At 72.9% G+C, this 15,794-nt stretch carries 12 protein-coding genes; 11 read left to right on the forward strand and 1 reads right to left on the reverse strand.

All coding sequences use genetic code 11. The features are described from left to right. Window positions 1-32: 32 nt before the first annotated feature. From BJ981_RS33225 to pssA, 6 genes are all read left to right on the forward strand, one after another. Complete coding sequence (locus tag BJ981_RS33225; protein WP_184617311.1) at window positions 33-905, forward strand: hypothetical protein; 873 nt, start codon at window positions 33-35, stop codon at window positions 903-905. Continuing rightward, window positions 902-2,584 (forward strand): murein biosynthesis integral membrane protein MurJ, encoded by a 1,683-nt coding sequence (gene murJ / locus BJ981_RS33230; RefSeq protein WP_184617312.1) that lies wholly within the window; start codon window positions 902-904, stop codon window positions 2,582-2,584. The genes BJ981_RS33225 and murJ overlap by 4 nt, the downstream gene beginning before the upstream one ends. Next, complete coding sequence (locus BJ981_RS33235) at window positions 2,577-3,656, forward strand: glycosyltransferase family 4 protein (RefSeq protein WP_184617313.1); 1,080 nt, start codon at window positions 2,577-2,579, stop codon at window positions 3,654-3,656. Before murJ ends, BJ981_RS33235 begins: the two co-directional genes overlap by 8 nt. A gap of 336 nt (window positions 3,657-3,992) precedes the next feature. Beyond that, complete coding sequence (locus BJ981_RS33240) at window positions 3,993-4,979, forward strand: TerC family protein (protein ID WP_184617314.1); 987 nt, start codon at window positions 3,993-3,995, stop codon at window positions 4,977-4,979. A 120-nt stretch (window positions 4,980-5,099) separates the two neighbouring features. Beyond that, window positions 5,100-5,747, forward strand: a complete 648-nt coding sequence (locus tag BJ981_RS33245; RefSeq protein WP_184617315.1) for a phosphatidylserine decarboxylase — start codon at window positions 5,100-5,102, stop codon at window positions 5,745-5,747. Beyond that, entirely contained in the window at window positions 5,740-6,570 is an 831-nt protein-coding gene (pssA, locus tag BJ981_RS33250) for a CDP-diacylglycerol--serine O-phosphatidyltransferase (protein WP_184617741.1), read from the forward strand. Before BJ981_RS33245 ends, pssA begins: the two co-directional genes overlap by 8 nt. 57 nt (window positions 6,571-6,627) lie before the next feature. Here the strand turns inward: pssA and BJ981_RS33255 are convergent, their stop codons facing one another. Next, complete coding sequence (locus BJ981_RS33255) at window positions 6,628-7,272, reverse strand: MBL fold metallo-hydrolase (RefSeq protein WP_184617316.1); 645 nt, start codon at window positions 7,270-7,272, stop codon at window positions 6,628-6,630. A 418-nt stretch (window positions 7,273-7,690) separates the two neighbouring features. Here BJ981_RS33255 and uvrA point away from each other — a divergent pair, with 418 nt between their 5' ends. From uvrA to BJ981_RS33280, 5 genes are all read left to right on the forward strand, one after another. After that, window positions 7,691-10,531, forward strand: a complete 2,841-nt coding sequence (gene uvrA, locus BJ981_RS33260; RefSeq protein ID WP_184617317.1) for an excinuclease ABC subunit UvrA — start codon at window positions 7,691-7,693, stop codon at window positions 10,529-10,531. Between the two features lie 192 nt (window positions 10,532-10,723). Beyond that, the gene (locus BJ981_RS33265; RefSeq protein WP_184617318.1) at window positions 10,724-11,200 is read left to right on the forward strand and encodes a Rieske (2Fe-2S) protein; all 477 of its coding nucleotides are present in this window, start codon (window positions 10,724-10,726) and stop codon (window positions 11,198-11,200) included. A gap of 394 nt (window positions 11,201-11,594) precedes the next feature. Continuing rightward, window positions 11,595-13,499, forward strand: coding sequence for an excinuclease ABC subunit UvrC (gene uvrC / locus BJ981_RS33270; protein WP_184617742.1), 1,905 nt, complete (start codon window positions 11,595-11,597; stop codon window positions 13,497-13,499). A 128-nt stretch (window positions 13,500-13,627) separates the two neighbouring features. Beyond that, the gene (gene rapZ / locus BJ981_RS33275) at window positions 13,628-14,470 is read left to right on the forward strand and encodes an RNase adapter RapZ (protein ID WP_184617743.1); all 843 of its coding nucleotides are present in this window, start codon (window positions 13,628-13,630) and stop codon (window positions 14,468-14,470) included. Between the two features lie 314 nt (window positions 14,471-14,784). Next, window positions 14,785-15,720 carry a gluconeogenesis factor YvcK family protein gene (locus BJ981_RS33280; protein ID WP_239139641.1) on the forward strand — a complete coding sequence of 312 codons (936 nt, stop codon included), beginning with the start codon at window positions 14,785-14,787 and terminating at the stop codon, window positions 15,718-15,720. Window positions 15,721-15,794: the final 74 nt, after the last annotated feature.

Here is a 15,794-nt window from a genome sequence, read left to right on the forward strand (position 1 = left end):
CGCGGGCGCTTCCCGACGAAGAGGGATCCGCTGTGGCCCATCGCACCTGGCTCGGCGCCCTGGCCGGCGCCGCCATCGGCGCCGTCGCCGCCCGCGCCGCCTACGCCGCGTTCACCCGCCGCCCCCCGGTCGGCGACGAGAAGACCTGGACGCGCACCAACCACCGCGGCGAGCCGATCACCCTGCTGGAGGGCCCGGCGTTCGTGGCCGGGGCCGGCGCGGCGGCCGCCCTGGCGCCCGGCCTGCCCGCGCGGGTGCGCGCCGCGGCGGTCGTGGCCGGGCTCGGCGGCGGCGCGCTCGGCGCCTACGACGACCTGGGCGAGACCGGCTCGTCCAAGGGCTTCAAGGGCCACCTGACCGCGCTGGCCAGGGGAGAGGTCACCAGCGGGGCGGTGAAGATCCTCGGCATCGGCGCCGCGGGCCTGGCCGCCGCCGCGCTGCTGCCCGGCAAGCCCGGCTCGCACGGCGGCGCGGCGCGCCTGGCCGACACGCTGATCGACGGCGCGCTGATCGCCGGCGGCGCGAACCTGGCCAACCTGTTCGACCTGCGCCCGGGGCGCGCGGTCAAGGCCGGGCTGCTCGCGGGCGGCCCGCTGCTCGCCGCGTCGCTGGTCAAGGACGCCCCGGTGGGCGCCGCGCTGGCCGCCGTGCCGCTCGGCGCGGGCGTCGCCCTCCTGCCCGAGGACCTCGGCGAGCGCGCGATGCTCGGCGACGCGGGGGCCAACGCCCTCGGCGCGCTGCTCGGCCTCGCCGCCGCCGCCACCCTCGGCCGTCCGGCCCGCCTGGCGGCGCTCGGCGTGGTGACCGGGCTCACCGCCGCGTCGGAGAAGGTCAGCTTCACCAAGGTGATCGCGGGGAACCGCGTGCTGAACCGCCTCGACATGCTGGGCCGCCGGCCGCGATGATCAGGCGCGCGGGCCAGGGGGTCGCGGCGGCCGCCGTCGTGATCGGGGCCGTCACGGTCCTCGCGCGCGTGGTCGGCTTCGCCAAGCAGCTCGTCCTGGCCCGCGTCGTCGGCACCAACTGCCTGACCACGGCCTACTTCACGGCCAACGGCCTGCCGAACATCGTCTTCGAGATCGTCGCCGGCGGCGCGCTCGCCGGCATGGTCGTCCCGGTGATCGCGGGCGCGTCGCGCGACGGCCGCCCCGACCCCGAGACGTCAGGGCGGATCGCCTCGGCGCTGCTGACCTGGGTGGTGGTGCTGCTCGTGCCGCTGGCCGCGCTCACCGCGCTGGCCGCGGGCCCGCTCGTCGCCCTGTTCGCCGGCGACGTCCCCGGCTGCGACCCCGGCGCGTTCGCCGGCGTCGCCACCCGCATGCTCGTGGTGTTCGCCCCGCAGATCCCGCTGTACGGGGTGGCGGTCGTGCTGTACGGCGTGCTGCAGGCCCACCGCCGGTTCGTCGGCCCGGCCGTGGCGCCGCTGGTGTCCAGCCTGGTGGTCATCGCGGCCTACCTGGCCTATGTGCCGTTCGGCGGGGGTACGGGCGCCGACCCGCTCGGCCTGCCGCGCCCCGCCGAGCTGGCCCTGTCCGTGGGGACCACGCTCGGGGTGCTGGCCCTGGTGGTCACCGTGATCGGCCCCTCGTCCCGGCTGGGCCTGCGGTTGCGGCCCACGCTGCGCTTCCCCGGCGGGGTGGCGCGCCAGGTGCGCGCCCTGGCGCTGGCGGGCCTCGCCGCCCTGGTGGCCCAGCAGGTGGCCACGGCGCTGGTGATATGGCTGGCCAACCACCGGGCCGGCGGCGGCGCGCTCGCCGGGTACAACTTCGCCTGGGCGATCTACCAGGTGCCGTACGCGGTGCTGGCCGTGCCGATCGCCACCAGCGCGTTCCCCGCCCTGGCCGCCCGCGCCGGCGACCCGGAGGGGTTCGCCGCGCTGGCCGCGCGCACCACCCGTGCCGTCCTGCTCGTGTCCGGCCTGGCCGCGGGCGTGCTGGCGGCGGTCGCGGCGCCGGTGGCCGCCGTCTTCGTGGAAGGCCTGGCCGGGGGTGCGCGCGCCACCGTCCCGGCCGGGGAGCTCGCCTGGGCGATCGCGCTGTTCGCGCCCGGCCTGCTCGGATACGGGCTGATCGCCCATCTCAGCCGGGTGCTGTACGCCACCGGGCAGGGGCGGGCGGCCGCGGCCGGGACGGTCGGCGGCTGGCTGGTCGCGATGGCGGCGCAGGCCGTCCTCACGGTGGTCCTGCCGGGTCCCTGGCGGCTGGCCGGGCTCGCGCTGGGCGGCACGATCGGCATGACGGCCGGGGGCGCGCTGCTGCTCGCGGTCGTGGCCCGGTCCCGTGGCGGGGTGGCGCTGGCGGGGGCCGGGCGCGCGGGCGCGGCCGCGGTGCTCGGCGGGGCGGCGGGGTTCCTCGCGGGACACCTGGTCGCAGCCGCGCTGCGGGTTCACGGGCCGGTCGTGAACGCGGGCGTCGCGGCCCTGGCCGGCGTCGTGGCGGCGGTGGCGGCCCTGGCGGTCGCCGCGCTGGCCGACCGGCAGGACCTGGCCGGGCTGCTGGCCCGGCGCGGCGGCTCCGGTGACGGCCGGCCCAAGGTCCCCGCGCCCGCGGGCGCGGGCGGGGAGAGAGGGGACGCCGATGGCTGAGACGGCGTGGCGGGTGCTGCTGGTGCTGGGGACGAGCGCGGGAGGCGTCGGCCGCCACGTGCGCATGCTCGCCGGAGGGCTGGCCGCCGCGGGCCACCGCGTGGTGGTGGCCGGTCCGGCGAGCACCGACCGGGCGTTCGGCTTCTCCGGCGTGGCCCACTTCGCCGAGGTCCCGATCTCCGACCGGCCCCGCCCGGCGAGCGACCTGCGTGCCGTCGGCCGGCTGCGGACGCTGGCCGCGGGGGCGGACGTCGTGCACGCCCACGGGCTGCGCGCGGGCGCGCTCGCCGCGCTGACTCCCGGGCGGCGCGCCGGGCTGGTGGTCACCCTGCACAACGCGCTCACCGCCTCCGGGGCGGTCGGCGCCGTCTACAACGTCCTGGAGCGCGTCGTGGCGGGAAGGGCCGGCCGGGTGCTGGTCGTCTCGCCCGACCTCGGGCAGCGCATGGCCCGCCTGGGCGCGCGCCACGTCGCCCCCGCCGTCGTGCCCGCGCCGCCCCTGCCTCCGCCGCGCAGGACGCCCGCCGAGGTGCGGGCCGAGCTCGGCGCGGGCCGGCGCCCGATCCTGCTCACCGTGGCGCGCCTGGCCCAGCAGAAGGGCCTGGAGACCTTGCTGGACGCCGCGCGCGGGCCGTTCGAGGACCCGGCCCCGCTGTTCGTGGTCGCGGGGGAGGGGCCGCTGCGCGAGCCGCTCCAGGCGCGGATCGACGCCGAGGGGCTGCCCGTGCGGCTGCTCGGCGACCGCGCCGACGTCGCCGACCTGCTGGACGCGGCCGCCTCGCTGGTCATGGCCAGCAGGTGGGAGGGCCAGCCGCTGATCGTGCAGGAGGCGCTGCGGGCGGGACGGCCGGTCATCGCGACCGCGGTCGGCGGCGTCCCCGGCATGGTGGGGGAGGCCGGGCTGCTGGTGCCGCCCGGCGACGCCGGGGCCCTGCGGGACGCCGTCCGGCGGCTGCTCGCCGAGCCCGGCCTGGCCGCCCGGCTCGCCGCCGCCGCGCCGGGCCGTCCCCTGCCCGGCCCGGAGGACGCCGTCCGTGCCGTGCTGGACGCCTACGCGGACGTGCGCCGGTAGCGGCGCGCCGCTCCGCCCGCGGGGCCGGGTGTGACGTGGATCTCCACCGGCCGGGCGCGGCGGGCGGGGCGAGGGTCGTGACCTGCGCCGCACGGACGCCCTGGGCGTCGCTCGCGCCCCCGGGGACGGCCGGCGATCCGCCGTGTCCCCCCGGCGCGATTAGGTGAGGCTTATGTGCTCCCTTATACTCCTCGACGAGGGGGGGAGTATCCCTTCGCGACAGCCTCGTCATCACGGACCGCCCCGGTGTTGGGCGGCCCCGGGGCTGCCGGTCCGCGGCCGTCGCCGCGGGCGGGAGAGACCTCCGGCACTTTGACGCGGGCCGGAGGTTTTGTCGTGGATGTTTCTGTGTGGGTGTGGGCCGCGGTCATCGCGGGGCTCCTCGCCGTCCTCGCCGTCGACCTCTGGATCGTCGACCGTGGCGAGCCGCGCGAGTTCTCGCTGCGGCAGGCGGGGTTCTGGGTCGGCTTCTACGTGACGCTCGCCGTGCTGTTCGGCATCGGGCTGTTCTTCGTGGCGGGCGCGGACAAGTCGGGAGAGTTCTTCGCCGGCTATCTCACCGAGTACAGCCTGAGCGTGGACAATCTGTTCATCTTCTACATCATCATGGGCCGTTTCGCCGTGCCCAAGATCTACCAGCACAAAGTGCTGCTGGTGGGAGTGCTGCTCGCGCTGGTCATGCGCGGGTTCTTCATCCTTATCGGCGCCGCCGCGCTCGAACGTTTCAGCTGGTTGTTCTACGTGTTCGGGGCTTTCCTCATCTACACGGGCGTGAACATGCTGCGCGGCCACGACGAGGAGGAATTCAAGGAGAACCTGCTGCTCCGCTGGGTGCGCCGGGTGTTCCCCACCACGGACGGCTTCGTCGGCTCCAAGGTCATGACCAGGGTGGACGGCCGCCGCATGGTCACGCCCATGCTGATCGTCATGGTCGCCATCGGCACCACCGACCTGCTGTTCGCCCTCGATTCGATCCCGGCCATCTTCGGCCTCACCAAGGACGCCTTCATCGTCTTCACCGCCAACGCGTTCGCCCTGATGGGACTGCGCCAGCTCTACTTCCTGCTCGGCGGCCTGCTCCAGCGGTTGGTCTACATCAGCTACGGTCTGTCGTTCATTCTGGGCTTCATCGGCGTTAAGCTCATCCTGGAGGCTTTGCACGCCGGTGGCGTCACGTGGGCGCCGGAGGTCCCCATCTGGGTCTCCCTCTCGGTGATCGGCGCGACCATGGTGGTGACCACCGTGGCCAGCCTGATCAAGGCTCGGCTGGACAAGAAGCGGTCCGGTGAGCCCACGCCTCCCGCGAAGGTGTCCCAGGGGTAGCGAAACGGTGCGTGACCCGATTTGCTTATCCCATATTGCTATGCAGGGGCCCCGACGTGGGTAGCATTCGGCGATAAGTCACAATCCGGTCTCTGGCCGCAATCATCACAAAGGTTCCCTGTGTCCAACGATTCGCCAAGCCACGGCCGCCGACGCGTGCGGCTGGCCCGTGGTGTCTCCCCGTGGGTGGCCCCCACCGCCGCGGCCGCCGTCGTCACGACGGCGCTGGCCCGGCGGTCCCGCCCATGGGTGCTCGCGGCGGCTCCGCTGACCGCCCTGACCGGCGCCATGCTCTGGTTCTTCCGCGACCCCGAGCGCGACCTCGGGCCCGGGCTGGTCCTCAGCCCCGCCGACGGCGTGGTGCAGAGCGTCGACCCCCAGCCGGACGGGCGTACCCGCGTGGCGATCTTCATGAGCCCGCTGAACGTCCACGTGAACCGCGCGCCGCTCGACGGCACGGTCACCTCGGTGGAGCACGTGGCCGGCGGGTTCCGCCCGGCCTTCGACAAGGACAGCGACCAGAACGAGCGGGTCGTCTGGCATTTCGCCACGGCCCTCGGTGACATCGAGCTGTGGCAGATCGCCGGAGCCGTGGCCCGTCGCATCGTGCCGTACCTCGGCATGGGCGCCAAGGTCTCGCGGGGCGAGCGGATCGGGCTGATCCGCTTCGGCTCGCGGGTGGACATCTACCTTCCAGAAGGGATCGCCCCCGCGGTCAGCGTGGGGCAGCGGACGACGGCGGGAGTGACTCGCATTGACCATGGCTGACGCCGGGTGGTCCATGGACGACCTGGACGAGGACGAAGCGCCGAGAGGACCGGTCGGGAAGGCCTTCCGCCTCTCCGCCGCCGACTCGCTGTCCATCGGCAACGCGGTCTGCGGGTTCCTGGCGGTCTGCGTGCTGGCGTGGTCGGCGATCGCCCAGCTCCAGCAGTCGCGTGAGTTCCACCCCGACCCCCGCTACTTCGCCACCGCGGTGGTGCTGCTGCTGATCGGCGCCACCTGCGACCTGTTCGACGGCCTCGTGGCCCGGCGCTTCCGCGCCTCGGCCATGGGCGCCGAGCTGGACAACCTCGCGGACGTGATCAGCTTCGGCTTCGCCCCCGCCTTCATGGTGGTGGCGTGGGCGGGCTTCTCCCACAGTCTCCCGCTGTGGCTGGTGCTGTGCGCCGCGGTGTCCGTGCTGGTCGCGGGCGTCGTGCGGCTGGCGCGGTTCGCCTGCGTGAAGACCAAGAGCGGCGACTTCATGGGCCTGCCCATCCCCATGGGCGCCATGACCGTGGTGTCGATCGTGCTGCTGTTCCAGCCGTCCTACCCGACGGTGATCGGCATCTTCGCGGTGGCCTGGCTCATGGTCAGCCGCATCGAGTACCCCAAGCCCAAGGGCAACCTGGCGGCGGTCGTGCTGGCCTGGATCATGGTCAACGTCGCCTGCCTGATCATCTGGGCGGCGGACCTCGCCGGCGGCGACATCCTCATCCAGATCGGCGCCTGCATGCAGATCGCGCTGGTCTCGGCCATCCCGCTGCGCGTGCTGATGTTCAAGCGCGAGCAGCGCAAGGAGCGCAAGCTCACCGGCAGCGTGCGCTAGCGCCGTGCCCGGCGGCCCGGCATCCCCGCGGTGCCGGGCCGGGTGCGGGAGCGTTCCTCACCAGCCCCGCGCGCGCCACTCCGGCAGCGCGGGGCGTTCGGCCCCGAGCGTGGTGTCCTTGCCGTGCCCCGGGTACACCCAGGTGTCGTCGGGCAGCCGGTCGAAGATGCGCTCCACCACGTCGGTGTAGAGCCGGTCGAACCGGGCGGCGTCCCCCTGGGTGTTGCCGACCCCGCCCGGAAAGAGCGAGTCCCCCGTGAACAGGTGGGAGTCGCCGTACAGCAGGGCGATCGAGCCCGGCGTGTGTCCCCGCAGGTGGATCACCTCGATCGTCACCACGCCCACGGTGACGCGCTCGCCGTGCTCGACCCGGCGGGTCACCGGCACGGGGAGCCCGGGGGCGTCCAAGGGGTGGGCGATCGTCTCCGCCCCCGTCTCCTTCGCCACCTCCGCCAGGGCCATCCAGTGGTCCGGGTGCCGGTGCGTGGTGATGATCTTGCTGATGGGCCGGTCGCCGATCAGTTCGAGCAGCCGGGGGGCGTCGGCGGCCGCGTCGATCAGCGCGCCGTCCCCGGTCTCACGGCACCGCAGCAGGTAGGCGTTGTTCCCGAAGTCGCCCACCTCGATCTTGCTGATCGTCAGGTCGGGCAGCTCGCGCACGTCGGCGGGGCCGCCGGCGGTCACATCACCGGTGTAGGTCACGGGTACTCCTCGGCAGTGTCGATGGAAGGGCCGGGCGGGACGGGCGCCGCCGGCCGGGGTGGCGGCGCGGGGTCCGCTCCGTCACCTTAAGGCCGTGATACCCCGGTCCCGGGGCTTCGCCGTCCCCGGCCGGCCGGGCGGGGACGTCCTCCAGGCCCGGCGGAATCCGGCCTTCCCGGCCCCGGGTGTTGGGTACTGTGAGGTGAGCACACCCGTCCTGGCCCAGGCAGCGAGCCGCCATGATCGTCCGGACCATGGGCGTCGTCCCGGCCCGCGTCACCCGCCCACCCGCCCACCGGGGGCGCCTTCCCCGGACCGGAAGAAAACTGTCGGACCCCGTCGTTAGAGTGGCGGCGACTAGTCAGAGGTGGCCCTAGCTCGGCTGCCGTGGATCATGAACGGACATGAGAGATCTGCTGTGGCCGACCGCTTGATCGTTCGTGGCGCCCGCGAACACAACCTCAAAGACGTCTCGCTGGACCTGCCGCGAGACGCTCTGATCGTCTTCACCGGGCTGTCCGGCTCGGGTAAGTCCAGCCTGGCCTTCGACACCATCTTCGCCGAGGGCCAGCGCCGCTACGTCGAGTCCTTGTCGGCGTACGCCAGGCAGTTCCTCGGGCAGATGGACAAGCCCGACGTCGACTTCATCGAGGGCCTGTCCCCGGCCGTCTCGATCGACCAGAAGTCCACCTCGCGCAACCCCCGGTCCACGGTCGGCACCATCACCGAGGTCTACGACTACCTGCGCCTGCTGTGGGCCCGCATCGGCAAGCCGCACTGCCCGGCCTGCGGGCGTCCCATCGCCCGCCAGACCCCCCAGCAGATCGTCGACCGCGTGCTCGAGCTGCCCGAGGGCACGCGCTTCCAGGTCATGGCCCCGGTGGTCCGCGGCCGCAAGGGCGAGTACGCCGAGCTGTTCCGCGAGCTGCAGACCAAGGGCTTCGCGCGCGCCAGGGTCGACGGCACCGTGGTCAGGCTCGAAGAGCCGCCCACCCTGAAGAAGTACGAGAAGCACGACATCGAGGTCATCGTCGACCGCCTCTCGGTGAAGGACGGCGCGCGCCGCCGGCTCACCGACTCGGTCGAGACCGCGCTCCAGCTCTCCGGCGGCACGATCACCCTCGACTTCGTCGACCTCCCCGAGGACGACCCGGGCCGCGAGCGCTTCTACTCCGAGCACCTGTACTGCCCCTACGACGACCTGTCGTTCGAGGAGCTGGAGCCGAGGTCGTTCTCGTTCAACTCGCCCTTCGGCGCCTGCCCCGAGTGCACCGGCCTCGGCACCCGCATGGAGGTCGACCCCGAGCTCGTCGTGCCCGACCCCGAGAAGAGCCTCGGCGACGGCGCGATCGCGCCGTGGGCGGGCGGCCACACCAGCGACTACTTCATCCGCCTCGTCGAGGCGCTCGGCCACGCGATCGGCTTCGACCTCGACACCCCGTGGGAGCGCCTGCCCAAGCAGGCGCAGAAGGCCCTGCTGCGCGGCCACGACCAGCAGGTCCACGTCCGCTACAGCAACCGGTACGGCAGGCAGCGGTCCTACTACACCTCCTTCGAGGGCGTCATCCCATGGGTGCAGCGGCGCCATTCCGAGGCCGAGAGCGACTCCAGCCGTGAGCGCTTCGAAGGCTTCATGCGCGAGATCCCCTGCCCCACCTGCAAGGGGGCGCGGCTCAAGCCGGTCTCCCTGGCGGTGACCGTCGCCGACCGGTCGATCGCCGAGGTCTCGTCGCTGTCGATCGGCGAGTGCGCCAAGTTCCTCGGCGACCTCAGCCTGTCCGAGCGCGACATGCACATCGCCGAGCGGGTCGTCAAAGAGATCAACGCCCGGCTCGGGTTCCTGCTGGACGTCGGCCTGGACTACCTCACCCTGAACCGCGCGGCGGGCACGCTCGCGGGCGGCGAGGCCCAGCGCATCCGCCTGGCCACGCAGATCGGCTCCGGCCTCGTCGGCGTCCTGTACGTGCTGGACGAGCCGTCGATCGGCCTGCACCAGCGCGACAACCAGCGCCTGCTGGACACGCTGATCCGCCTGCGCGACATGGGCAACACGCTCATCGTCGTCGAGCACGACGAGGACACCATCGCCGCCGCCGACTGGGTGGTCGACATCGGCCCCGGCGCGGGCGAGCACGGCGGCCAGGTCGTGGTCTCCGGCACCGTCGAGGACCTGCTCTCCTGCGAGGACTCCCTCACCGGCGCCTACCTGTCCGGCCGCAGGAGCATCACGCTGCCCGCGTCCCGCCGCCGGCGCGACCCCAAGCGGAAGCTGACCGTCAAGGGCGCCCGCGAGCACAACCTCAAGGGCGTGGACGTCGAGTTCCCCCTCGGCGTGTTCACCGCCGTCACGGGCGTGTCGGGCTCGGGCAAGTCCACGCTGGTCAACGACATCCTCTACAGCGCCCTGGCCAAGGAGCTGAACGGCGCCAAGACGGTCCCCGGCCGCCACTCCCGCGTGACCGGCACCGATCTGGTGGACAAGGTCGTCCATGTCGACCAGAGCCCGATCGGCCGGACGCCGAGGTCCAACCCGGCCACCTACACCGGGGTCTTCGACCACGTGCGCAAGCTGTTCGCGCAGACCACCGAGGCGAAGATCCGCGGCTACCAGCCGGGACGGTTCAGCTTCAACGTCAAGGGCGGCCGCTGCGAGGCGTGCTCGGGCGACGGCACCATCAAGATCGAGATGAACTTCCTGCCGGACGTCTACGTCCCCTGCGAGGTCTGCCACGGCGCCCGCTACAACCGCGAGACCCTGGAGGTCCACTACAAGGGCAAGACCATCTCCGAGGTCCTCGACATGCCGATCGAGGAGGCGCTGGAGTTCTTCGACGCGATCCCGGCGATCAAGCGTCACCTCAAGACCCTCAACGACGTCGGCCTCGGGTACGTCCGGCTGGGCCAGCCCGCCACCACGCTGTCCGGCGGCGAGGCCCAGCGGGTCAAGCTCGCCTCCGAGTTGCAGCGCCGCTCCACCGGCCGCACGGTCTACGTCCTGGACGAGCCCACCACCGGCCTGCACTTCGAGGACATCAACAAGCTGCTCGGCGTGCTCGGCCGCCTGGTCGACGGCGGCAACACGGTCATCGTCATCGAGCACAACCTCGACGTGATCAAGACCGCCGACTGGCTCATCGACATGGGCCCCGAGGGCGGCTCGCGCGGCGGGCGCGTGCTCGCGACCGGCACCCCCGAGCAGGTCGCCGGTGTGGAGGAGAGCCACACCGGCCGCTTCCTGCGCAAGATCCTCGGCGCCTGAGGCCGTGCCTCGTGCCCCCGTCCCCGGGGGCGCGAGGCGTCCCGCGGCTCCGGCCGGGAGCGGGCGTGGGGCCCCTTTGACCTGGACGTTACGTGCAATTGTTCATACTTCCTCAGTTAGTTGCCGTGCGGAGTGAACCATCCGGGCCCGGGAGACGTAGCACGGTTAAGAAAGATCTCTAGGAAGGCGAACATGACCGATTCGGAAACCACACGACGTTCGATGATGCTGGGCGCGGGCGGCGCGGGCCTGGCCGTGGTGCTGACCGCCTGCGGCGGCACCGACTCCGCGGCCCCGGCGGACGGCGGCTCGTCCGCCTCGCAGCCGGCCCCGGCGTCCTCGGCGGCGGAGGGCTCCGGGGCGAGCGGCTCCGGTGGCGAGGCGAACGTCCTGGCGAAGACGGCCGACATCCCCAAGGGCGGCGGCAAGGTCTTCAAGGAGCAGAAGGTCGTCGTCATCCAGACCAGCGACGGGCAGTTCAAGGCCTTCAGCGCCATCTGCCCCCACCAGGGGTGCACCTGCAACGCCGTCTCCAACGGCACCATCAACTGTCCCTGCCACGGCAGCAAGTTCAGCATCGACGACGGTTCGGTGACCGCCGGCCCGGCGAAGCAGCCGCTCGAAGAGAAGCAGATCAAGGTCGACGGCGACTCGATCAGCCTCGCGTGACGCCGCGGCCGTGACGTAGCGCGCACGGCTCGCCCCGCCGGGCGGGGGTGAAGGGGGCGGTGCCCTTCACCCTCGCCCGTACTGATGTCACCCCTGGTATTCGCGAGATTCGACCGATATAGCGGGCTTAATGCGCCCCTTCTGATTAACAGCGCCATTTACTCGGCCCGGTCCACGCGCTTTCGCCCGGCATGATGACGTCCGCGAAAGCGTGGCGCCCCCCGGCCGCGGCGGCACGCGCGCCTCGCGCGGACCCCGCCCCGGAGCCGCTCCGCACCCGCCGCCGGGAACGCGTGGAGCCCGCCGGACGCCTGATCGTCCCGGCCTTCGGGGAGCGCTCGATCGCCCTATTCTGTCGGCGGGTCCGGATAGGCTTTGAGGTGTGGTGAGACCCGTGAACAGCCCCTTGAGTTTCCGGCCCGAGCCCGGGTCGATCCCCGAGTCCCCGGGGGTCTACCGGTTCAGGGACGCCGGCGGCCGGGTCATTTACGTCGGCAAGGCCAAGAGCCTGCGCCAGCGGCTGAACTCCTATTTCGCCGACTTCGCCGGGCTGCACCCCCGCACCCAGACCATGCTCACCACCGCCGCCTCCGTCGACTGGACGGTCGTCGGCACCGAGGTCGAGGCCCTCCAGCTCGAATACTCCTGGATCAAGGAGTTCGACCCGCGGTTCAACGTCAAGTACCGCGACGACAAGTCCTATCCCTACCTGGCCGTCACCATGGGCGAGGACTACCCCCGCGTCCAGGTCATGCGCGGCGCCAAGCGCAAGGGCACCCGCTATTTCGGGCCCTATTCCCACGCCTGGGCGATCCGCGAGACCGTCGACCTGCTGCTGCGGGTGTTCCCGGTGCGCACCTGCTCGGCGGGGGTGTTCAAGCGCGCCGGCCAGATCGGCCGTCCCTGCCTTCTCGGCTACATCGACAAGTGCTCGGCGCCGTGCGTCGGCCGGGTCAGCGAAGAGGAGCACCGCGGCCTCGCCGAGGACTTCTGCGACTTCATGGCGGGTAACACCGGCCGGTTCATCAAGCGCCTGGAGCGCGAGATGCGCGAGGCCGCCGGGGCCGAGGAGTTCGAGCGGGCCGCCCGCCTGCGCGACGACGTCCAGGCGCTGCAGCGGGCGCTGGAGAAGCAGGCCGTGGTGCTCGGCGAGAGCATCGACTGCGACGTCGTCGCCCTCGCCGAGGATCCTCTGGAGGCCGCCGTCCAGGTCTTCTACGTCCGGGGCGGCCGCATCCGCGGCCAGCGCGGCTGGGTGGTCGACAAGGTCGAGGAGGCCTCGCCCGGCGAGCTCGTCGAGCACTTCCTGCTCCAGATGTACGGCGAGGCCGCGCCCGAGGCGGTGCCGCGCGAGGTGCTGGTGCCCGAGCTGCCGCCCGAGACCGGCGCGGTGGCCGAGCTGCTGACCGAGCAGCGCGGCGGCCGGGTCGAGGTGCGGGTGCCCCGGCGCGGCGACAAGAAGACGTTGATGGAGACCGTCGAGCGCAACGCCAAGGAGGCCCTCGCCCAGCACAAGCTGCGCAGGGCCAGCGACCTCACCACGCGCAGCCGCGCGCTCCAGGAGATCGCCGACGCGCTCGACCTCGACCAGGCGCCGCTGCGCATCGAGTGCTACGACGTCTCCCACCTCCAGGGGGACGACGTCGTCGCCTCGATGGTCGTCTTCGAGGACGGCCTGGCCCGCAAGAGCGAGTACCGCCGCTTCGCGATCCGCGGCACGGCCGGGCAGGGCGACGTCGCCTCGATCTACGAGGTCATCTGCCGGCGCTTCAAGCGCCACCTGGAGGAACGCTCCGCCACCGGCGAGCTGGACCCCGAGCCGATCGACCCCGAGACCGGCAGGCCGCGCAGGTTCGCCTACCCGCCGAACCTGGTCGTCGTGGACGGCGGCCCGGCGCAGGTCGCCGCCGCTCAGCGGGCGCTGGACGAGCTGGGCGTGGACGACGTCGCGGTGAGCGGGCTGGCCAAGCGGCTGGAGGAAGTGTGGCTTCCCGGCGACGACCAGCCTGTCATCCTGCCCCGGAGCAGCGAGGGGCTCTATCTTCTGCAGAGGGTGCGCGATGAGGCCCACCGGTTCGCCATCGCCTACCATCGATCAAAACGCGCGAAATCGCTCAAAGAGAGCGCTCTTGACGAAATTCGCGGGCTCGGCGCCGCACGGAAGCAGGCTCTGCTCAAACGGTTCGGGTCCGTCAAGCGGTTACGCGGGGCCACCGTCGACGAGATCCGCGAGGTTCCCGGCATCGGCCTGTCCACGGCCGAGGCGATCGTCGCGGCACTGAAGGGGGAGGGGACGTGAACGAGCACCATACCGGCGGACGCGACGACGGCCACGCCGCCCCGCCGCCGCACGGCCGCAGGAACGCCGCGGGCACGGCGGGCGCTGCGGGCGCGACGGGGCAGGCGGCGGGGGACACCGCGTTCGTCATCGTCACCGGCATGTCAGGAGCGGGCCGCAGCACCGCCGCCAAGGCCCTGGAGGACCTCGGCTGGTTCGTGATCGACAACCTGCCGCCGGGCATGCTGTTCGCCATGGCCGAGGAGGCCGGGCGGGTCAAGCTGAACACCGACAAGGTCGCCGCCGTGGTCGACGTGCGCAGCCTCGCCTTCACCACCGACCTCAACTCCGCGATCGAGGAGCTGGACGCCCGCGGCGTGGCCGTGCGCGTGGTGTTCCTGGAGGCCAGCGACGAGACGCTCGTCCGCCGCTTCGAGAACGTCCGCCGCCCGCACCCGCTGCAGGGCGAGGGGCGCCTGGTCGACGGCATCGCCAGGGAACGCGGCATCCTGCGCGAGGTCCGCGCCAACGCCGACCTGGTCATCGACACCTCCTCGCTCAACGTGCACGAGCTGCGCGGCAAGATCGTCTCGTTCTTCGGCGGCGAGGACCGTCCGGGCCTGCGCGTCAACGTGGTGTCCTTCGGCTTCAAGTACGGCCTGCCCGTCGACGCCGACCTGGTGGTGGACTGCCGCTTCCTGCCCAACCCGCACTGGGTGCCCGAGCTGCGGCCGATGAACGGCCTGGAGGCCCCGGTCCGCGAGTACGTGCTGAGTCAGCCGGGCGCCAAGGAGTTCCTGGACGGCTACGACGAGGTCCTCGGCGTGGTGGCCTCCGGCTACGTCCGCGAGGGCAAGGGCTACGCCACCCTCGCCGTCGGCTGCACGGGCGGCAAGCACCGCAGCGTGGCCATGGCCGAGCAGATCGCCGTCCGGCTGCGCGATCGCGGCATGGAGGTGCAGGTGAGCCATAGGGACGTGGGCCGCGAGTGACCGAGGAAGGCGAGGCGTCCCCGGCATCCGGCGGGGATGAGGCCCGGGCCGGCGGCCCGGGCGTCGCCGGCGCGGCCGGGCGGCCCCGCCGCGCGGTCACCGGCGCCTTTCCGTCCGTCATGGACGGGGCGAGACTGGGCAGTGACGTCGATGCCGCCGTGCCCTCGCCTGGCGCGGCGGCGGCCGGGGGACCGGGCACGCACGACACGGCGGGCGCGGCGTCCCCCGGCGCGGCGGGGCTCGCGTGGCAGGGGCAGGCGGTCCCGGGCCGGGAACGGTCCGGGCGGAGCCGCCCAGAACCGAGAGGAGATCGCGTGGGCCAGGACGTGAAGGTGGTCGCGTTCGGCGGCGGGCACGGCCTGTACGCCTCCCTGTCGGCCCTGCGCAGGGTCACCGGCGAGCTGACGGCCGTGGTGACCGTCGCCGACGACGGCGGCTCCAGCGGCCGTCTCAGGCGCGAGCTCGGCGTTCTTCCCCCCGGCGACCTGCGCATGGCGCTGGCGGCCCTGTGCGGCGACGACGACTGGGGCCAGACCTGGAGCAAGGTCGTCCAGCACCGTTTCCGCAGCGAGGGCGGGTTACACGGGCACGCGGTCGGCAACCTGCTGATCGTGGCGCTGTGGGAGCTCCTGGACGACCCGGTGGCCGGGCTCGACTGGGTGGGCCGCCTGCTCGGGGCGCACGGCCGGGTGCTGCCGATGGCGTCGGTGCCGATCGACATCGAGGCCGAGGTCGAGCTGGACGGCCGGGTGACCATCGTGCGCGGCCAGGTCGCCTGCGCGGTGACGCCGGGCAACGTCCAGGCCATCTCGCTGGTGCCCGCCGATCCTCCCGCCTGCCCCGAGGCCGTGGCCGCCGTGGCCGAGGCCGACTGGGTCATGTTCGGCCCGGGCTCGTGGTTCACCAGCGTCATGCCCCATTTCAAGGTGCCGCGGCTCGCCGAGGCCCTGCACGGCACCGCCGCCCGCCGGCTCGTCACGCTCAACCTGGCGCCCCAGCCGGGCGAGACCGACGGCTTCTCGGCGGGCAAGCACCTGCAGGTGCTGCGCGAGCACGCCCCCGACCTGACGATCGACGTGGTCCTGGCCGACGCGGGCGCGGCCGGAGACCGCGACGAGCTGGAGAAGGCCGCCGACGCGCTCGGCGCGCGCCTGGTGCTGGCCGACGTGGCCGCCGCCGACGGCTCGCCGAAGCACGACGCACGACGGCTTGCCCTGGTCCTGGACGAGATTTTCCGTGGGAAGCGTTGATCCTGGTCAGCGCGCCCACAGGGTGCGAGAGACTTGCCGGGGGCCAGTGGAGCCGCCCCGCGCGCCCGCGTGGC

It is taken from the genome of Sphaerisporangium krabiense (genome assembly GCF_014200435.1).
Lineage (GTDB): Bacteria > Actinomycetota > Actinomycetes > Streptosporangiales > Streptosporangiaceae > Sphaerisporangium > Sphaerisporangium krabiense.